The 21,465-nt window shown below is 25.8% G+C and carries 14 protein-coding genes, 1 pseudogene and 1 riboswitch; of the genes and pseudogenes, 8 read left to right on the top strand and 7 right to left on the bottom strand.

Translation table 4 applies throughout. The features are described 5' to 3' along the window. Window positions 1–85 precede the first annotated feature (85 nt). From EXC53_RS00680 to EXC53_RS00660, 5 genes are all read left to right on the top strand, one after another. The gene (locus EXC53_RS00680) at window positions 86–1,498 is read left to right on the top strand and encodes a hypothetical protein (RefSeq protein ID WP_119571881.1); all 1,413 of its coding nucleotides are present in this window, start codon (window positions 86–88) and stop codon (window positions 1,496–1,498) included. Window positions 1,499–1,639: 141 nt separating this feature from the next. After that, window positions 1,640–2,950, top strand: coding sequence for a hypothetical protein (locus tag EXC53_RS00675; RefSeq protein WP_119571882.1), 1,311 nt, complete (start codon window positions 1,640–1,642; stop codon window positions 2,948–2,950). Window positions 2,951–2,961: 11 nt separating this feature from the next. Next, complete coding sequence (locus EXC53_RS00670) at window positions 2,962–3,153, top strand: hypothetical protein (protein ID WP_119571883.1); 192 nt, start codon at window positions 2,962–2,964, stop codon at window positions 3,151–3,153. 53 nt (window positions 3,154–3,206) lie between these two features. Next, window positions 3,207–4,466 (top strand): DDE-type integrase/transposase/recombinase, encoded by a 1,260-nt coding sequence (locus EXC53_RS00665; RefSeq protein ID WP_129724545.1) that lies wholly within the window; start codon window positions 3,207–3,209, stop codon window positions 4,464–4,466. A gap of 399 nt (window positions 4,467–4,865) precedes the next feature. Then, complete coding sequence (locus EXC53_RS00660; protein WP_119571885.1) at window positions 4,866–5,813, top strand: hypothetical protein; 948 nt, start codon at window positions 4,866–4,868, stop codon at window positions 5,811–5,813. Window positions 5,814–5,836: 23 nt separating this feature from the next. Here the strand turns inward: EXC53_RS00660 and EXC53_RS00655 are convergent, their stop codons facing one another. The 5 genes from EXC53_RS00655 to EXC53_RS00635 all read right to left on the bottom strand — a co-directional run bounded on the left by EXC53_RS00655 (window position 5,837) and on the right by EXC53_RS00635 (window position 12,899). Then, window positions 5,837–7,111: a hypothetical protein gene (locus tag EXC53_RS00655; protein ID WP_129724543.1), complete on the bottom strand. Its 1,275-nt coding sequence runs from the start codon at window positions 7,109–7,111 to the stop codon at window positions 5,837–5,839. Window positions 7,112–7,493: 382 nt separating this feature from the next. Next, a complete protein-coding gene (locus EXC53_RS00650; protein ID WP_119571887.1) occupies window positions 7,494–8,219 on the bottom strand; it encodes an ATP-binding cassette domain-containing protein in 726 nt (241 codons plus the stop codon). Next, window positions 8,212–9,393, bottom strand: a complete 1,182-nt coding sequence (gene cypl / locus EXC53_RS00645; protein ID WP_119571888.1) for an ABC transporter thiamine pyrophosphate-binding lipoprotein p37/Cypl — start codon at window positions 9,391–9,393, stop codon at window positions 8,212–8,214. The genes EXC53_RS00650 and cypl overlap by 8 nt, the downstream gene beginning before the upstream one ends. A gap of 27 nt (window positions 9,394–9,420) precedes the next feature. Continuing rightward, a riboswitch (TPP riboswitch) is annotated at window positions 9,421–9,518 on the bottom strand. Between the two features lie 11 nt (window positions 9,519–9,529). Continuing rightward, the gene (locus tag EXC53_RS00640; protein WP_119571889.1) at window positions 9,530–11,959 is read right to left on the bottom strand and encodes an MAG1360 family OppF-related protein; all 2,430 of its coding nucleotides are present in this window, start codon (window positions 11,957–11,959) and stop codon (window positions 9,530–9,532) included. 10 nt (window positions 11,960–11,969) lie between these two features. Continuing rightward, entirely contained in the window at window positions 11,970–12,899 is a 930-nt protein-coding gene (locus tag EXC53_RS00635; RefSeq protein WP_223214498.1) for a hypothetical protein, read from the bottom strand. Window positions 12,900–13,126: 227 nt separating this feature from the next. Here EXC53_RS00635 and EXC53_RS00630 point away from each other — a divergent pair, with 227 nt between their 5' ends. The 3 genes and pseudogenes from EXC53_RS00630 to EXC53_RS00620 all read left to right on the top strand — a co-directional run bounded on the left by EXC53_RS00630 (window position 13,127) and on the right by EXC53_RS00620 (window position 19,058). Next, a complete protein-coding gene (locus EXC53_RS00630) occupies window positions 13,127–16,420 on the top strand; it encodes a type I restriction endonuclease subunit R (protein ID WP_119571891.1) in 3,294 nt (1,097 codons plus the stop codon). 181 nt (window positions 16,421–16,601) lie between these two features. Further along, window positions 16,602–17,810, top strand: a pseudogene (locus tag EXC53_RS00625) (IS1634 family transposase); the annotation flags it as partial. Between the two features lie 33 nt (window positions 17,811–17,843). Continuing rightward, window positions 17,844–19,058, top strand: coding sequence for an IS3 family transposase (locus EXC53_RS00620; protein ID WP_129724513.1), 1,215 nt, complete (start codon window positions 17,844–17,846; stop codon window positions 19,056–19,058). Here the strand turns inward: EXC53_RS00620 and EXC53_RS00615 are convergent. Together EXC53_RS00615 and EXC53_RS00610 are read right to left on the bottom strand one after the other, a co-directional pair. Next, on the bottom strand, window positions 19,035–20,693 hold the full coding sequence (locus EXC53_RS00615; protein WP_119572026.1) for a helix-hairpin-helix domain-containing protein: 1,659 nt from the start codon (window positions 20,691–20,693) through the stop codon (window positions 19,035–19,037). The genes EXC53_RS00620 and EXC53_RS00615 overlap by 24 nt on opposite strands. Continuing rightward, window positions 20,666–21,373 carry a nuclease-related domain-containing protein gene (locus tag EXC53_RS00610; RefSeq protein WP_165260971.1) on the bottom strand — a complete coding sequence of 236 codons (708 nt, stop codon included), beginning with the start codon at window positions 21,371–21,373 and terminating at the stop codon, window positions 20,666–20,668. The genes EXC53_RS00615 and EXC53_RS00610 overlap by 28 nt, the downstream gene beginning before the upstream one ends. Window positions 21,374–21,465 lie beyond the last annotated feature (92 nt).

Genomic DNA, 21,465 nt, shown 5'->3' with positions numbered 1-21,465 from the left:
AGTTTATTTTATTTTTTTAAAAGAAATAAATTATTTAATCTTATAATTTAAAAATTAAAGGCAAAAATTTATAAAATGAGGAAAAATGTTTAAAAAAAGTATTGCAAATATTTGAAAAATATTAAAATTTTTAATTTTTTTTGGTTTTTGTATTTTTGTTTATGAAACCGTTTCATTTGGTATATTTTTAATAAAAAACAACAAAGAAATTAAGAACCACAAATTTCAAATTTGAAATAAAACAAAATTAGAAAAATGAAATAATATAAGAAAATATGATTTATTTACATTAAAAAATTTCGGAGAATTTGAATATACAATAAAAGAAAAAAATATAATAAATATTTTACCTAGTGAAATTAATAATCTTTCTGATATTGATTCTTTTTTCTCTTTTAATCAAATCAAATCATATAAAGATTACAATTTAATTGCAATTGAACCTATTGATGAATTAGGGGCTTTAATTTTATTTTTAAAATCTCAAAAAAATAAATTAGAACCAATAAAAAATATTATACTGACAGGATTTAAGAAAAGAAATAAAGAAAACAATAATACAATTGAAAAAACATCATTAAATACTCCTAATAATCAATTATTATATTCATTCAATTTTAATCAAAAAACAATTAATGGTAATTTGACATTTTTTAATTATTTAAAACCTAAAAATGAAAATCAATACCCAACAAAATGATTCGCAATTACTAGTGCAAAAAACTTCTTAGATAATTTAAATTTAGAAAAAATTAATTTAAAAATAGCTAATAAATTTAGTAAAACAAATATTGATGCTCATTTTTTCTTAGATGGACGGAATCAGTGAGAAACTAAAATAGATCTTTCTTATTTTTTAGAAAATAATGAGAAAATTCAAGCAAAACCTTTTTTAGATTATTTAATTTTGGAAATCAATTTTGAAAATGAAGAACAAGCAAAATTATTTACAAGCAAAGATAAAATAGCTTCTTTTTGATCTAATGAAGACAATCATGAAAATGGTTTTTATAAGCAAAAAGATTCTCAATTAGACTTTTATACATTTAATAAAAATTTCTTTAATTTTGATTTAGCTCTTTCAAAAAAGATAAATAATAGTCTTTTTACAGATTTTCAAAATAATTTAGAAAATTCAACAAATTTATTAAGAATAAACAGTGAAACTTATATTGATTTATCAACAAATTTTAAGGTTTCTATTCCTTTAGATAATCAAGATATAGTTGGAAGTATTTATTCTAATTCAAATCAAAAATATTTGTTGAATTTTGTCGAAAACAATTCATCATGATGATTGCCTTTAAAATATCAAAATAATGCACAAAACGATTTTCGAAATTTATTGTTAAACAAATATAATGATAAAGTTTCAAATTTCTTAACACAATACACTTATGATATTTTTAGAAAAAATACAAAGACAAATCAAAACAAGTCTTTTCAAGAAGTTTTTAATCAAAAATATCCAAATCAAGAACTAGGTTATATTTTGTAAATTTAAAAAATTTTAAATATTGTTTTTTTAATTTTTTATGTTATTATATTTGGTGTATATAATTAAAAGCCAAAAGTGATAAAAATACAAAATCCATAGATCTTGATTCTATGGATTTTATTATTTTATAGAGAGGTTTACATGTTTGAAAAAATTAAAAAATATAAATTTACATTTGGTGTTTTAGCATTTTTTGCATTCTTAACTATAGCATGAGGAGTAGGAGCAACTATCAATAGTCATGTTAAATACATTTCATTAAATAAAGTTTTAGGTGTGAAAGATAAAAATTTAAAGATTAAAAAAGTAAATTTACATCAAAACTTTAACTTTGAATTATCTGAAATGAATAATGGTGATGACCTAAAACTTATTGAAGAAAAAGCCAAAAAAATTTTTCCTAGTGAAATAGAAACCTATTATCAATTCATTAATCTTTTATTGATTAAAAAAGATTCACCGATTTTTCAAGACAAATGAGGAATGAAGATCGAAACATTAGATGAAGAGGGGATTGTGATTTTATATTTAGGTTTCAATTATCCTAAAGAAGTAATCTTTCCTTTTTCAGACAGTCGAATATATCATTCTACTTTCATCTTCAAAGGATTTAAGAAAAAAGATAGAAATAAAAATAGTGAATATCATCAATCTGAAAATCAAATCCAATTTAAAATAGAAAATTCTGATCAAATTTTTAACGGAAATTTTATAGCAAACATTCAAGATTCAGAATATGACTATCCAAAAAAATGATTTTTATGAACTTCCGCAATTAAATTAAAAAATTATTTAAGTTCAGAAAATGTCCAATTCAAATTAATTAAAAATGAAGAGGAGCTTTCAATTAATGCTGTCAAAATCATTGATGGAAGAAACTTGATAAAAATTGACCTAGCAAAATACCAAGAGCAAATTGGAGAAAAAGTACTTCCTTTAATCGATTTTGCAGTATGAGAAATTAATTTCGAAACTAGCGAGCAAGCCAAACTTTTTACAAATATTTTAAAATCTAACAAAATTTTTAACTCACTTTATTATGATTACAATCAAGAACAAATTCAAAATGATTACTCATTAAAAGAATACAATAATAATTTATGAACTTTTCGTGATTGATATATTCCATTTATCGACGATCCTAAACTAATTGAAATTAATTCTCAAAAATATTTAGATTTGACCTTCGGAATTAAAACTCAAAGAAATGAAAATTATCCTAAAATGATTAAAATTAATGATCAAATTTGATTTAAATCTACTGAACAGTCTAACTTTTTTGCTTGATCGATAATTAGAAAAAGCAAATTAGAACAGTGATACTTTAATAGAAAACTTACTGAAATTGAAAAAGAAATTTGAAGTAAATGGCTTGAAGTTGAATATGACTTAAAAGAAAGTATCAAAAACAAAATTCAGGAAATTTATCCAAATAAACAAGTGGAATTTTAAAAGGAGATTTGATGAAAAAAACAATTAAGAAATGAATAAAAATAACTTTAAGTGCATCGCTTGTCACAAGTGCTTTTCCAGTTGTTTCAAGTTGCATATTTGATAACTCAAAAGAAATAAAAAATTTTGAAAAAAGATCAAATTTACCTATGAAGGAAATTTCTTTTTTTAGAAAAAATTTTGATCTTTTTTATGCTCAATAAATCAGGATAAAAAAATTAGACACATTCCAAAAAGAAAGGAGTGTGTCTTTTTTATGCGTTTAAAACAATTTACAAAAGAACAAAAATTAAAATATATTCACATTTACCAAAAAGAAGGTTTTGAAATAGCGATTATTACTTTTGTTGAAGATTTTTGAGAAAGATATCAAATCATAAAACAAAGAAAAGAAGGTAAACATCAAAATCCTTATAGAAGAGCGAAAGCTTTATTAAAGAGTTGGATAAAAATATATAATTCCAACATGAATAATTTAGAAAGTAAATCAGGTAAAAGTAAAAAACCTAATTCAGGAAGAAGAAAAAGAGTTAGCATCAATGAATTGTGTGAAGAAGATAGAGCTCTTTACCAGGATATTATGGAAGAAATTTTGGAAGAAAGAGGAGTAAAACAACAAGAAATTTTTGAAAAAATTATAAAAATAAAAGAAGACAAAAGTAAACAATTTAGAAATATTTCAAAAATTTCATTTGTTTTGAAATTAAATAGAACTTCTTTTTATTACTCTTATTCTAAGAAAGAAAAAATTGACAAAAAGAAATATATTGATGATGAATTAATTAATTGAATTAATTTAGAAGCTAAAAATTCTAATTTTGTTATAGGAAGAGATAAACTTTATCAAAAATACTTATTAACACACCAAAAAAGAATTTCTTCATATTTATTTAGACTAAATTATGAATTTAATCAATATAAATCAAGAGCATATCAAAAGAAAAAATCAAAGAAAAATAAAGAGGAAAAATTCTCTAGAATCTGAGCACCAGATTTAGTTCAAGGAAATTTTAAATCAAATTATTTTGGTGAAAAATTACACGCAGATATTAAATTTATTAAAACAAAAGAAGGAATGAGATTTCTTCATGTTATCACCGAAACTTTTAGTAACACTGTTTTAAATTGAACTTTGTCTGATATAAGAGATTCTGCATCTACTATAAAACTTGTTCAAGATACTCTTGATAAGCACAAAGTCAAACCTACTATTTTTCATTCAGATCACGGAATTGAATATGCAAATTTTGCCTTTTCTAAATTTTTAAAAAATGTAAATACTAAACAATCAATGTCTCCAAAAGGTAATTCATTAGCAAATAGACCTTCCGAATTTATTTTTGCATTAATTCAAAGAGAATTATTAGATTTTTATGAAACTGATAAAATGTTAGATAGCGAAGTCAATTCAATCATATCTAAATATTTTTCTTGATATAACTTCGAAAGACCTCAATCAAATTTAAATTGAAAAACGCCACATGGTTTTTCAACACATGCGACGTTAAGTGTCTAATTTATTTATCCTAATATACTTTTTTATGCTCAATCAAATTCACAAAATCTTGAATATAATACAAAGGAAATTGCAAAATTATTACCAAGTGAAGTAGCAACTTTAAGTCAAGTTGATCAATTAATCAAAATTAAAAACTATAAATATTATGAAAATTTATATATAACAAGTTATGAACCAATTGATGAAAAAGGTGTTTTAATTCTCTATTTAGAAGACAAGAAATTTAACAATTTTTTCAAAAATGTAAGTCCTGATCAAAATCTTCTTAATGATTGGGTTTATAAATTAGGTCTTTATTTTCTTGATTATGCCCAAGGAAAACTGACAATAATTATTAATGGTTTTAAAAAATCCCAAACTCCTGAAAATCAAATAACTGAAACAATCGCTAGCGAAGTGACTACTCCTAAAAATAATGTTGGTTATACACTAGATATCAATGAAAATCAAGGAATGCTAGCCAATGGACGCTTTTTCGAATTTTTAAGTCCGAAAAACACAAATCAATATCCAACAAAATGATTTATGCTAACAACCGGCCATACAATGGTAAGTAAATTCGATCTGCCTAAATTTACTTTCAAAATTTTTAATAATAACGCAGAAAAAGAAGTAGAAGCCAAAGTAATTCTAGACGGAAGAGATCAATGAGATACTAATTTAGAACCATTTAAAGCTCTATTACCTGAGGATTATCAAAATATTGAATTGCATAGTTATTTAGACTATGCAATTGTTGAGGTTAATTTTGCTACACCAGAAGATGCAAAACTTTTTACAAGTACCGATTGACAAGATAATATTCTTTTTTCTCAAAATGAACTCGATAATCAACTTGGATATTTTGATAAAAATGCTAACAATCAAACTGTTTATAAAAGTATAAGCAATCCTAATAGAGGATATAAACTTCTTTATAAAAAAGATGGTTACAACAAAGTTTTATGACCTGAATTTACAAATTCATTCTTAATTGATCAAAGACTCTTAAAAATAAATGGTCAAAATTATATTGATTTTTCAACTAATTTTAAAATCAAGGCAACAAACTTTCCAGAAGGTTCTTCAGGGGTAGTTATAGGAAATTATCGCACCAATCTTTGAATTAAAACTGCTTCAACTAATGAAGATGGATTATGATTACCAACAAGAATTAGTGAAAAAGAACAGGATGTTTTTAAATCTATTCTTGCAACAAGAACTAATGCAAAAATAGCAGAAAGTTGATCAAATCTAACTTATGATATCATCGGAAACTTTGAACGAGAAAATTCAGGTAAATCATTTATAAAAACATTTCAAAAGTTATATCCTGAGTCTGAACCAGGATTTCTAGTTAAATAATTTGCACTAAAAAACAACAAGATTTATTCTTGTTGTTTTTGTTTCAATCTGATAATTGGTAAAAGTAGCTGAGAAAATATTTGCTTTTCTTTAATAAATCAAAGTGATAACTCAATAATTAAAAAGAAAAGAAAAGCCGGAAAAAGATAAGCAAAAATATAATGATCATTATCATATTTTTGATAATAACTAATCCGTGAATAAACACCTATTCCTGTAAATAAACTATAATTGAGAGCATTTCGATAAGTATTTTCAATTTCAAAAATAAAATTTCCACGAATAAGTTTATAAAGATGTGGTAAAACAAAGTTGTAATACATTTTAAATTTTGAGCCATAAAGTTTTTTTAAACTACTTAATTGTTTTTGACTAAGCGAATTAATCCCTGAAATAATTTGTTTCACAAGACTTCGAAAAACCGAAATAGACAAAGCTAAAGTAATTGCTGCTTGTGTTGCTAGTAATGGATTAATTAAACGAAAGAAAATCAAAATTGGCACTGCTTTAATTAAGCTTAGGAGAAATTTATGACCAAGTGAATTGAATCACAGACTAATTTTTTCGCTAGCATTATAAGCAAAAACAATAGCTCAAAGCGTTCCAAAAACAAGTGCTACATAACTTTGTTTAAGCATATCAAAATAGACTAAGTAAATTTTAGGATTCTTAGTTACATCTTCAAAATTTAAACTAAAAAGCGTTTTAAATGATTTTTGAAACTGCTGAGCATTAAAAATTGCTTGGCCCTCACTTAGCTTGGAGATTTTTCAAAACGAAAAGATCACAAGGAAAAGAATAATGGCAAAAAATCCTCAAAAAAGATATTTTTGTCAGTTATATCTCAAACTTTTTGAAAAAACTTGTTCCTTTTTATAAAATCCTTTTTGCGAACTTAAAAAACGATTAAAAAGAAACAAAATTAATTCAAAACTAAAAATTGTTAGCATCAAAAAAAGGACTGTAATTCCAAGATAAGAACTATCACTTTGATAGTTCTTGAATAAACTACCAATACCAAAAATTCCAATGCTTCCTAAAATTGCACTTCACCGAATGTTTGATTCATATGAAAAAAGAAAATTCATGAAATATTTATTTTTATTAACTAAAAAAACATAATAGTAAAAACTGTAAATAAAACCTTTACCCAATTTCCGACTAAGTCAGTAGCGTCTTAAATTAGTTGCATCAAGAAGTTCTACAAAATAGCGATGCACTCAAAGTCATGTAAATCAAAAATAAATTCAAAACGCTAAAAATGCTCTTGAAATAATAAATTCATCAAAAAAAGTCATTACCAAAAGAATTGGAAAAGCTCTTAAAACTATACAAATAAATCTAAAGATTGCTCCCCACAACTTAAATTTATAAAGTCTATAAAAAGATAAAACAGAACTGAGAAAAGCGAAAACAAAGCTAAAAAAAGTTGCACTAGTTACTACTACAATAGTTTCTCAAAGTAGTTCTAAATTATAAATTCATAAGTTTTTACTTAATTCCGGATCGTGACTTTTAAAACTAAAGAGAGATTTTATTTCACGAAATGTATCTTGAAAATTAGTATTATTAAAATTAAAAAAATCTAAGGTGATAAGTGAATAAATAAAAAAGGAAAGTAAAAGTATGAAAAAAGCTCAAAATTTGAATTTTGAAATTCAAATTTTAGATACAAAATTATTAATTGTCAAAATATTCCTTTAATTCGTTTAATTTAATCTCACTAGGTTTAAAAACTCCTGCAACTTCTTGATCTTTAAAAGCAACTAGTACATCACAATAGTTTAAAGCTATTTCCAAATCATGAATTGCTATAATAACAACTTTATTAGCTTGTTTTTGCTTAACAAAAAGTTGCATCACTTTATTACTACTATTTAAATCTAAATTGCTAGTTGGTTCATCAGCTAAAATAATTTGCGAATCATTTGCAAGTCCACGTAAAATATTCATTCTTTGCTTTTGTCCTGCTGATAGATTTTTCAAAGGAACAAAAGCTCAGTTTTCCAATCCTAAAAAAGTCAATTCTTCTCAAATTGTAGAAAGCTCAGTTTTAGTAAAAATTTTCAAAGTTTTAAACAAGAAATTACTTCAATTTTGATAACTAAATTTTAAATTATGATAAAAATCGTATTCTTCTAAATAAAGACCTTCTTGATCAATAAAGGTTAGCTTTTGATTTATTTTTTTTTGATTTTTACGATTTTGTAAATCTAAATCATTAACATAAATTTGACCTTGAACAACTAAGCTATGATCAAAAATGCTTTTTAATAAGGTGGTTTTTCCACAACCACTTTTCCCAATTAAACCGATAATTTGTCCGTTTTGAAATTCTAAATTGATATTTTTCAAAACTAAATTTTTTTGATTATATTGTAATTGAACTTGTTGAAATTTAATCATTTGCAAAAACTTTAGCTATTTTAGCTCAGTAGTTTTGATCGGGATTTTCAATTACACGATATCCTGCAAATCCTTGTTGTTCACCTCATTTATTTTGTTCTGGTGTTAAATGAGCAAATGCATTAGCAATTGCCTTAGCAATTTCTGGCTTGACATTTTTTGAAAAAAGACCAACATTATAAGGTAATGGATCTGTCAGAGTTAAAAATGAAATTTTTTGTCCATTTCTGACAGTTGCATTTGGTGTATATGCATCATCACTTTTGACTTTACTTCAAGCGTAAAATCCTTCATTTTCCATGAAAATGTGAATATTTGCTGTTTTTGGATCATTCATACTTTTGAGTTTTGATTCTAGAATATTCGCTTTTTTGGCTTTTAAATCTGCAAAAGATATAAATTGACTACCAAAGTGTTTTTTAAATAAAGCTTGTGGTAATAAATACTTACTTCCAGAAGATTCTTTTCCAATTCCAAGTCCAAAACTTACAAAAGTAGTTAAATCTTTAGCTTTTCAAGCCTTTTCAATTTTTGCTGTATCCTCTTCGTTAGCAACAACCACAACCAATCCTCTTTGGTAATCAACTTGATTATTAGTATAAAAATCATTATAAACTGAACCATTTCAGTTCATACCTAGTTGCCCTTCTGAATTTCAATTGCTACGTGGTTTAGAATTAAATAATTCTTCTTCGCTACGAGCAGCTTGTTCTAAACTATTTAAATTACCTTCGTCAGCTTGTGCATAGAAACTATTTGTAATATCCCCTTGAAATTGACGAGTTGTAGTTTGAATTAACGGTTTAATTCCATTTTGCTTCATACTTGCTTGATATTTGTAAGCTGAACCTGAAGATACAAATCCAAAATCAATCTCTCCTTTAAGTAAACTATCTTTAACATTTAAATAATCATCAGTATCTCTAAAAATAAGTTCAACTTCTGCTTGAACTTTATTCACTTTTAAATAATCATTTAAATATTTAGTTAAATTAGTTTTAATTTGATCAGCGTCTGCATAAGGAGCTGCAAGTTGTAATTTGACTTTTGCAACTGTTTCTTTTTTTGTGTCAACACATGAACTTAACACAATTCCTGCTCCACCAATAGTTAATGTTGAAAGTGAAGCTAAATTAATTAATTTTTTAATTAGTTTATTTTTCTTTGTTTGCATAAAAAAATCCTTCCCGGACAGGAAGGTAATAAAAATGAGAAGACTCGCTACGCTAGCATTACCTAGATCAGCTTCTAAGAGTATTTCTCAACCTACTTTTAAAGTAAGTACCTCTGTCCTTACTTTAAATTATATCTTAAAAAGCTAATTCTTCATTCTCATCAACTGTAAATTCTTCATCAGGATTAGCTAAAAGCTCTTTATAGAATGAACCTGGGTTGAATTTTTCTAAATTTGTTTCTAAATCAACTGAATCAGTTAAAACAAATTGCTTCCCTTCAAAGACACTGACAAATTCATTATCTTCAAAATTACCATAATTAAATTCGTCATAATCGTGACTTTCTAATTCTGATAAATTATCAATTTGACCTTGTTCTTGATTACTTCAAACTTGCAATTGTAAAAGCGAACAATAAACATAGTGATTATTATCTTCGATTAAGAAAATATCATCATAAATAAATTCATTAGTATCACGAGTATTTAATTTGGTATATTTTTTTTCAAAAACAATTTCCTTAACAGTTGGATGAATTGGATTTGCAAAAACCTCAGAAGTTAAGCCTCCTTCAACTAATGTATAATTATTGAAAAAGTGCATTCGATCAAAGTTTTCCTTGATAACTCCGGCATGACTTGTTACAAAAGCAAAATTTAATGAATATTTTTCAGACATTCTAAAAAGAACACGTAAAAACTCTGCTCGTACTTCATTGTTAATTAAATTATTATCTTTAACAAAAAGTAATTCGGTTTTAGCAAGTACAAATTGCATTAATTTTAATTTTGCTCGGTCCACTAGTTTAAGATCATTATAAGGGATTAAATAGTTTTGTTTCGGAATTGAAATAATTTCAATGTAATTAACAAATTTAATAATTGTTTTATAGGTACGAATGATTTTTTGATTACTTGAAAACTTAGAAGTTGTAAAGTTTGCAAGTTGAATTAGAAAGTCCGTCATCCAACTCGCTCTTTTAATAAAATTATGAAAAATTTCTAATTGCTTGTATAAATTTTCATAATGACTAAAAATTGTTGGATAAGTCTTTTTTAAATAAACAAGTTGGTTGCGTAACTTAGTAATTTCTGTTTGAGCAACTTTAACACTAGAAATTAAACGCTTAATTTTGATTTCTTTACTTTTTAATAAACTATTAAATAAATTTCTTTCACGGTAAGTTAATCATTGAAGTTCTGCTTTGGCCATTTTAATTTTTTGTTCAAAATTGTGAATTTCAGTAATGTTACGCTCAGAAGATACTTGCTCGAAATGCTTACTTGAAAATTCCTGAATTTGATTCTTTAAATGTGCTATTTTTTCTTCAATTAAAAGTTGTTGCTCTTTTGACTCACTTAAATATAAATCAATTTTAAAATCAAATTGTGTGTGAATTAGATTTTTAATTTTTCTGCGTTTAAAAAGTTCTGAATCATCTTTTTTAACACGAAAACTTTCGTTAATAAAAAGTTTGATTTCTGAATTTAATTGTCCATTTAATTTTCAAATTTTGTCAGGTGATAAAAAGAGTAATTTATTTTTATTTGATTGCAGTAATTTAAAAACTTTACGCTTAATTTGATAATCTTTATAAATTTCAAAAAATTCAAACGAATGACGATCGACTAACTTTAATTTGTACTTTAAAGTTCTCATTTCTTTGATAATTCCACGAATTAAGTAATCAAGTAATCAACTTGCCCGATGATTAATTGCTTTGGCATGTTTTTTATAATATTCAATTTCAAATTGATAATCACGAACTTTCAAATCAGCTTCAACTTTATTAATTGAAGTATGCTTAATTTGTTTCATGTAATTTAAACGGCGAATATAATTCTTAATTAAGCGTTTTTGAATGACCGTATTACTAAAACGGTAATTCTCTAAAAGTTTGACGTGATTATTTTTAATTTCTTGAAAAAGTTCTAAATATAAACTAAAAAGATCATTTTGATATTCCTCACCTAATTCATTTAATTCTTCTAACACTGATTTTAGGTAATCCCCGTCAACTGCAATGTGATTAGCTTGTAATTTTTTATAAATGATTTTTGCGGTTCTTAATTTGTCCTGATTAACATTAATAATTTCTTTAGAGTACTTATTAATGATGTTGTATAAAGTATTTTTAAAAGTAAATTCAAAATCATTAAAAAGTAAGTTAGTTTCATTAATAATTTCTTTAGAATCTGGTGTTTTTCGTGCATTTTCTAAAATTTCAAATAAAGAAACACTATAATCATCGTCATTGATAATTTCCATTGTGTCAAAAATAGCAATTTTCTTACTAATATTTTTCTTATCGCTAATTACTCTAATTTCACGATCTTTACCTTCTTCAAAGTTTTCAAAAAAAGCAAGTGAAGCATTTTTATCATTTTTCAGAACTTTTAAAAGGTTATTAAAAGTTAAAACATCATTTTTTTCATTAATATAAAATGCGGTTTTCTCACCTTTAATAATATGAATAAAGGGAATGCTTAAAAAATCATTCCCTGAATTATTATCAATTTTTGCGAAAATATTTTTAATTGCAAAGAGACTAGTTTTACTTTCCATTAAGAGCCTCCTAGTATGAAAGATGTGAATTTTTATTAATGAGTTTATGCACAATTAAGTAAGCATAGTAAATAACAAACATGTTAAATCAAATTTTAATAGGGTTGGTTAAAATATGTTGCGAAACTCAAAAGAAATAATTTTTAAAGTTCCCATTATCAAGTGATAAAGTATCTGCTAAAGCTAGAAGCGGAGTATTTATTAGTTCTAAGAAAGCGGAGAAAACAATAATTGGTACTAAAACAGTATAACGCTCCAATTTGAGAGTAAATCGTCCAATAACAATAAAGAAAACCATAAGTCCAATCCCTGATGTCATAAGAGCTAATAAAGCGGTTTTGTTTTTAACAATGCTATTGTTAAATGCTGCTGGATTTTTATCATAAATAAATGAAATATAGGTCATGATAATTGTTAAAACTATCACCAAAAACATCACTCCATTAATTAAATAAATATTAGCAAGCAAACGATTTGAAGATTCATTAGTAATATATTTTTGTTTGTTGTATAAATGTAAAATCTTTTTTGATAAATAATCAACACGATATTGATGATTCTTTAAAATCGCAGTTTTATATTTAACACTCAAAAGGTAAATTTTAGCTGAAATAACAGCAAGACGGTAATCTTTTGAAAAAGCATTTTGAATGAATTGCACAAAATAATATCCAAAAATACCTGAAACAACACCATTAACAGCAATAGCTGCGGTATAAACAGGACTATAACCCGCTGGCGGAATAAAGAGTAAAGAAAGAAAATCACTAACAATTCCAACAAATAAACCAACAAAAGGCCCAAAAATAAATCCAGAAATTTTAACTGGTAAACCTATAAATGAAAACTTATAAGATGAAATATTAACTAGTGGCACAATTTGTGCTGAAACAACTGTAAAAGCAACTGAAATAGCAATTAAAATCGCAACAAAAGCCATTTTCCGAATGGTTCACTTTGGAAAAAGCTTAATATTCAGAATTCATAATTTTTCTTTCATAAGTTCCTTTCTAATTAGTTATTTCCTTGTATCTTAATTTTATAGTATTTATTGTAAATATTTTAAAACCGAAAAAAGTTTTTTATTAAATAAAAAGATTTATTTGATATGCAAAAATACTATAATTTAAATATAAATATTTAAATAACAAATAAAAAGAGGTTTGAATGAACTTAGAAATGCTTAAAAATCTTGCACTTGAAATTAAAGAAAAATATCAAACAGTAATTGAACAATATTCCGAAAATCCAAATAACCAAGCTTTCTGATCAAGCGAAGAAAAAATGGAAAATGCTTTAATTAGCGAATTACAAAAAAATGGTTATGAATATCTAGTTGGTGTTGATAACTATCAAGCATTCTTAAAAAATTTAAGGAAACAATTAGAAAAATTAAACAACTTCCAATTTAGCGAACACGAATGAGAAAGATTTTGTTCTCAATATTTGCTTAACAAAATCGAAACCTCAGTTTTAGCAACTAATAAATTCCATGAAGATTACTACTATGATTTACTTTTAGATAGTGGTGAACGAAAAAATATTTACATTATCAATAGACAAACAAAAGATAACTGAAAAAGACTTAGTCCAAATAGTTTTCAAGTAATTAATCAATATAAAGTCACAAAAGGATCTCTTAACACAGCTCTTAGATACGATGTGACTATCTTAATTAACGGTTTACCACTTGTTCATATCGAGCTCAAAAAACCATCAAGTTCAATTAATGTTCAAAACTGAGATCAACTTCATGAAGCATTCAATCAAATTGCAAGATATCACACACAAGGGTTTAGTGTCAAAGAAAGTCAATTATTTAACTTTGTACAAATTTTTATAGTTTCAAACGGAAACTCTACTAAGTACTTTTCAAACTCTGTAATGGAAAGAGCTAAAAGTGAATCCAAAGATTCTAGAAAAAATTCAATTACAAAAAATAATAATTCAGAAGTAAGATCTAAAAACAAATATCAAGGTTCATTTCAATTCACCACTTTTTGAACAGATCAAAAAAACAATAAAATTAAAAATTTATTCGATTTTGCTCGAACATTTTTAAAGCCTGATACTTTATTTAACATAATCACTAAATATTCAATTTGAGAAAGCAAGAAAAATTTAATCATCATGCGTCCTTATCAAATTGCAGCCACAGAAAAATTGCTTGAAAAAATCCAATTTGCAATTCAAAGTAAAAAGATTGACGATATTCAAGACAAAGATAAAAGATTAGGTGGTTATGTTTGACATACCACAGGAAGTGGAAAAACAGTCACTTCATTTAAATCATCACAACTTGCTTGCCAAATGGAGGGAGTAGACAAAGTTATCTTTGTTGTCGATCGAAAAGATCTAGATCATCAAACAGTTGAAGAATTTAAAAAATTTGGCGATCATGCAATTGAACCAACAAAAAACGCATACGATCTTGAAAAAGCATTAAAAAGTACCGAAAAAGACAAAACTATTGTTACAACTATTCAAAAGATGAATATTATTCTTAGAAATAATGAGAATTTAGATATTTTTAAGAAAAGAGTTATTTTTATCTTCGATGAATGTCATCGCTCACAATTTGGTGAAATGAATGCTAAAATTCGTGAAAAATTTGAAAAACATATTCTTTTCGGTTTTACCGGAACACCAATTTTTGTTGACGAAAAAGATTCTGTTGCTACTAAATTAAAATCAACAGAATTTGTTTTTGGAGAAAAATTACACTCTTACAATATTATTGATGCAATCAAAGATGGTAATGTCCTTCGTTTTCATATTATTAAAAAATCTACTTTCTCCGTTGATGAGAACACTCCCGATATTAAAGTCGAAGCCGTTGACGATAAGAAAATAATTCATTCACCCGAACGTATAGAAAAAATCGTAAGAGATATTATTCAAAATTTTCCAATCCTTACAAATAATCAAAATCGTGAATTTCTTGAATTAAGCAAACAAGATCAAAACATTCTTTCTAAAGCTGTGAATTTTAATCAAAAAACAAAATCTGGCTTTAATGGAATTTTAGCTGTTCAAAATATCGATCTTGCCAAAATTTACTATCAAACTTTTAAGAGAATCCAACAAGAAGTAGAACCTGAAAGAAGACTAAAAATTGCAATAATTTATTCGTATGCTCCAAATGGGGAAAAGCAAGATTTATTTGACGAAGAAAATCCATTAAATTGAGAGAACCTAAATGCTAGTGACCAAAGTTTTTTAAAACAAGCGATGAAAGATTATGGTCAAATGTTTGGTGGAACTTATACAATTAATGAGGCAAAAGATTTTGCTAATTATCATACCAATATTTCAAAACGGATGAAAGAAACTGAGATTGACATTTTAATTGTTGTTAATATGTTTTTAACAGGTTTTGACGCCAAAAGACTTAATACCCTTTGAGTTGACAAGGAACTTAGAAAACACGGTTTAATTCAAGCTTTTTCACGTACTAATCGGATTTATAACGATACTAAGCCATACGGAAACATTGTAACTTATCGTAATATTACAAAAGAGATTGAAGAATCTTTTTCTATTTTTGCTAATGCTGAAAATGGAGATAAAGAAATTCAAATTCCTAACTATAAAGAAATTACAGAAGGTTATGTCAACTTTAATGGCGAATGAGTTGAAGGATTCTTTACTAACTGGGAAAAATTACTTAAAGAATTTCCTAGCACAGAACTTGCTCTTTTTGAAAATAATAAAGAACTTGAAAATAAATTTAGTGAACTTTATTCACAAATTTATTACCAACAATTTCTTTTAGAAACTTTTGTTGAATATAAAAAGTTTAAAGAAGAAAATAAAGAACAAAGTGCAAAATATCTTCGTCTTTACAAAGATCTTTATGAAAGATATAAAACAAATAATATCAAAAATAAAATCGATCCTACTGATTATGTCCATTTCCAAGTTGATCTTATCGAAAATCAAAAAACAAGTATTGAATCACTTGAAAATCTAGTTGCTAACTTTATGGTTGAAAAATCTATTGAAACAAAAGCTTCGATTAAAAAATTAGTTGATCGTTTGCTTGAATTTGAATCTGAAAATCAACCTTTAAAAGAAATTCTTCTCCGTTTAACCGAAAAGTTTAATGGAATTTCAAGTTTTGAAATTAATAAAGTTGAAGATGCTATTGAAATTATTCACGAAAATGTCATCAAAAAACTTCAAGATGATATTAACAATATCATTCATAAATATAGCTTAATCAAAGAAAATACTTGAGAATATATTCGTGCTTCATTTAATAATTCAGAAATTGAAACTGTCGGAGAAAAAGTGAGTCAACTTCGTAAGAAAAAATTATTTGGAAAACCGCAAAACACTTTTTCAGACTTTGAAATTATTCAAGAATTAGCAAAAACAATTGAATATTATTGAGAAACTTTGTCAATTGAAGAAATTGAAGATTTATACAAACAAGAAATTGAACAAAATCCACAATAATGTGGATTTTTTGTATAAAAAATTAGTTTCGAAAATTCAAAACTAATTAATCCTGAGTTTCCAAGTTAGACCTCATTTTTTGAGGTCTTTTTTTAACCATATATCGTAGATATATGAATGTTCGAAAAATTTTTATTTTTTACATACTTTACACACTTAAATATGCTATAATATATATGTTATGAAGTATAATTTATGTAAGAAAAAACAAAATGGTAAGTATTATTTAGTGTTAGCAATTTCAAAAGGTTTCGGTAAAGGATATGGAAGTCAAGTAGGTTTAGGATACTGAGAAGATATTAAAGAGAAATATAACCTTTCGGAAATTGACGATATTAAACCAATAGCAGCACAAATAAACACTAATTTAAGTAAAAAAGATGTTAAAGCAGAGTTTTTTAAAATGTTGGATCCAACTTCTGTTAAAACTAAATTTCAAAATATTGGAATTGAAGCAATTTACAAGATTATTAAAGAATTGGAGTTATTCAAATCTCTTCCAAAAACTAAACACAAGGCTTTAGAAGAAGTTTTGGATTTTATCATTGCGACTCGTATTTTGATACCAAGAAGTTACACATCACAATTTAAAAATAAAAACGATTTTATAAATAAAATAGATGTTCAAAAATCATCAATTTTTAACTATTTAGATACAGTTTTGGAGCATAAAAATACCATTTTAGCTGATTTGCATAAAAAAATTAACGAGCTAACAAATATAAATGATCATATACTTCATTTTGACAATACAACTATTTATTTCGAAAGTTTTGAAAGAAAAGGAATAAGAAAAAAAGGCTTTTCAAAAGACGGTAAACATAATGAAGATCAAGTTGTAATTGCTATGTCAGTGGATTCAAATGGAATACCATTTTATTACAAAGTTTTTCCAGGAAATACTGCTGATTCTAAAACAATGATTGATTTTCTTGTTGAAATGAAGAAAATTTACAATATATCAAACTTGACAATAGTTGCAGATCGTGGCTTAAATAACAATGCAAATCTTCGTTTCCTTGAACAAAAAGGCTTCAAATACATTTTCCAAAAAAGAATTGATACATTGAATGAAGAAGGCAGAAATTTTATCGTTGAGGATAAAGATTACATGTACAAAAATGAAATTTTTTCGAAAGAAAGATATGTAGATTCAGTGTGAAACAAAAAGAGATTTAATGGCGAAATAAGAAAACAAATTGTTTACTTTAGTCCAGCAAAACAAACGCTTGATAGAATAAAAAGATTAAATTTCTTATCCAAAATAGATAAAAAATCCACAAATCAAAAAATTTGTTTGAGTGATTTAGTGCCTGAATACAAGAAAAAATACATGGATATTGAAGGTAAAACAGTTGCAAAATTGAACTATGAGAAAATTAAAAAAATTAAACTAGGACAATAAAAATTAACATTCCTTCGAATGTTAATTTTTTATATTTTTAAAGGAGAAAAAATGGGAAAACATTTTACAGAAGAACAAGAAAAAGAAATTTATAATACATTTTTTCAATTAGGTAAAAAGGATGCGATTGAACTGATGTATAAATATGGTGCAAAAGCAAAAGATAAATATGTGAAAGCGAGATTACGAAGAATATTAAAACATTATAATTTTAATATGAATAAAAAACCAAGAAAGCCTGGAACCGGTAGGTCAAGAAAAGCGAAAGAACAAGATATAAATTGAGACATTTTTACACGAGAAGATTTAATTGAAATTGCAAAAAGATATAGAGAAATTACAAAAGATAAATTTAAAACAGAAAAAGTTCAAGAGGCATCACATATTAATATGGCTTCGTATAAACTTGCTATTTTGTTGTATCTTTGTAGACAAACAATATCCAAACATAAAAGAAATAATTTTGCTCCTAGAATTAAATCCAGAAAAATAAAGTACCAAGACTTGATTATTGATTCATTTAAACAAAATAGATCTAAATATGGTAGACAAAAATTAAAATATTTTATCTTAAAGCACTATAAAATAGACATAAACGAAAGAACTCTGGGAAGATATATGAATGCCTTAGGTTTATTTTGCAATGTCAGAAAAAGAAAAAAACTAAAAGAAGTAAAGAATACATCTGTCATAAAAGAAAACATTGTTAATAGAGATTATAATGATGTATATAACAGAAATATATATGCTACTGATGTAACATATCTTCCAGCGACAAAAGATGCAATAAACAATAATGTTTATCTTTCAGTAGTAATTAAACATAAAACTAAAGAAATAATTAGTTTTTCTCTTTCTAAATTTAATGATTCCAAATTAATTTACAAAACATTTGAAAATGTTGATTTTGAAAAAAGTTTTATATTACATTCAGATCATTGCTCAACTTATACATCTGATGATTTTTCTCGTTTTATTCAAAATAAAGGTGGAATAATTTCACTTTCAAAAGTAGGAAATAGTTTAGATAATAGAGTTGTGGAATATTGATTTTCAAATTTAAAAACTGAATTAATTAGAGATTTAAATATCAAAGCTATGACTTTGAGTGAACTAGAAAAAGTGATATCTAATTATGTTCATTGATACAATAAATTTAGAATTCAATCATGTTTGAATTGAAAAACCCCATACGAATATAGTATGGGGCTATCCAATTTGATAAATTGTTAATTTTTTCTGTCCTAGTTTACTTTGCTCGAATGCTTTTGGACCCAATCCTTTCACTTTTTTAAGCTCATTACGATTAGTGAAGCTTCCGTTTTGATGGCGATATTGAATAATGTTTTCTGCAATTTTTTGGCTTAAACCAGCAATTTTAGTCAAGATTGATTTGGTTGCTGTATTTAAATCTACGCCAACTAAGTTAACTACTTTTTCAACTTTGAAATCTAAATATTGAGTTAACTCTTTTTGATTCAAATCATGTTGATATTGTCCAACTCCAATTGATTTAGGATCAATTTTTACAAGCTCATTTAATGGATCTAAGAATTTTCTCCCAATATTAATTGCACTTCTTTCTTCTACACTTAAATTCGGAAATTCTTCAATTGCAATTTTAGAAGCAGAATAAACACTCGCTCCAACTTCAGAAACAATTGCATACTTAAATTGTAAATTTGTGCTTTTAAGAAGATTTGATATAAATTCTTCAGTTTCACGTGAAGCTGTACCGTTACCAATAACCACAATATCAATTTGATGCTTAGTAATCATTTCTGTTGCAATTCTCATTGCTTCTTGTTTTTTAAACAACGGTGCATGCGGGTAAATTTTAGCAATTTCGAGTAAATCACCATTTTCATTTAAAGCTGCTAATTTACATCCATTAACAAAAGCAGGATCAATTGCTAAAATATTGTGTCCCTTAATAGCTGGTGCTAAAAGTAATTTTTCAACAGAGTTAGCAAAAATATTAATTGCAGACTCTTCAGCCTTAGCAAATAAATCGTTAAAAATTTCACGTTCAAGACTTGGTAAAATTAAGCGTTTAAGCGAATCATGAATCGCAAGAAGTAAATTGTTTTTATTAATTCTTTTTTTATCAACTTTTTTCAAAATTAAAGTTACTAAATAGTCAGAATTATATTCAAAACTAAGTTTGAGGATTTTTTGATTAACTCCACGGTTAATTGCAAGAACATTATGATTTTTAATATATTTTAGTGGAATTTTGTAGTCATAATAGTTTTTGAATTTTTCACCCGAATCTTCTGTGTTTTTCTTCACTTCAGTTTTGATTTGAGAGTATGTTAATAAATTGTTTTTGATTGCTGAACGAATTTCGAAGTCTTGTGAAATTCACTGAGCAATAATATAGTTTGCTTGTTCAAGAGCAAATTCTACTGTTGGAACATTTTCTGTTAAATATTTTTTTGCTTCTAAAACTAAATTAAATTTAGGATTAGCATTTGAAAAAATAGCTTTAGCAAGTGGTTCTAAACCTAACTTAATTGCTTCTGAAGCTTTTGTTACTTTTCCGACCTTAAAAGGTTCATAAAGTGCTTCTAGTTCACTTTTAGTAGCAACATTCTTGATTTTTGCTTTTAACTCTTCTGTTAATAATCCTTTTTCATTTAAAATCTCTAAAATTGCTTCTTTACGTTTTAATAATTCTGATGAATATTTAAAAAGTGATTCAATTTGATAAATTTGTTCCTCATTTAAACCACCAGTTTTATCCTTACGATATCTAGAAATAAATGGTACAGTATCTCCATTTTGTAACATTTCTAACACAATTTCAACTTGATTATTTTGAATTCCTAGCTCGTTTGCTACTTTGTAAATTGCTTCTTGGTTCATTTTCGCTTTCCTTTCTTTTCTTTCTTTTTGTTAATTAATTCTTGAAATATTTTTTGCTCTCCACGAGTTTTTGCTTGCATACTTTCTAAAAGATATTCGAGTTCTTTAACATCAATTTTCGGAGGTAATTGAATTGCTTGTTCACTTAATTGAAGCAAAGTTGCTTCCAACTGATTAAATGTAGTTAAAATTGCATGATTAGGAACATTTTGAATATTAATTTGAGCCACCTCAGGTAAAATAATTAACCCACCAAGCGGGATATCATTGCGACGAGTTAATGACTCTAAATGTGTAAGATGACGATCAACTTGGATTAAAGGATTTTTGATTTCATTAGTTACTTTGTCATGAGTAATTTTAAGTTGATTGCTTGATGCATCTCCTTCAATTAATCCTTCATAATATTTAATTTCCACTCCAATGATAAAAGAACTAAAAAGTAACATTCCATCCATTTCGAAAAGTTTTCCGTCATAATGGTAAGTATTTCCATGAATAAATTGAAATTGATATTTTTTTGCTAATTTAGCTAATTCTTGATTAACTACCTTTTCAAATTTAAACCCAATTGTTCTGTTTTTTCTATTTTGAAGTCATTTGACAATTAGCATTGTGAAAGGACTTGCAAAACCAAGAAAAGATAAAATTAAAACAAAGATAATAATTCATAGTTTCATAAGTTTCTCCTCATAAGTAATTCAATTATATAAAACTATTAGTTTTATATTTTTCGAAAATAAAAAAGCTGATGCACTAAGCATCAACCCCA

The sequence above is a fragment of the Mycoplasmopsis gallopavonis genome (genome assembly GCF_900660635.1).
Lineage (GTDB): Bacteria > Bacillota_I > Bacilli_A > Mycoplasmatales > Metamycoplasmataceae > Mycoplasmopsis > Mycoplasmopsis gallopavonis.
This window is presented reverse-complemented; position numbering and strand designations above follow the sequence as displayed.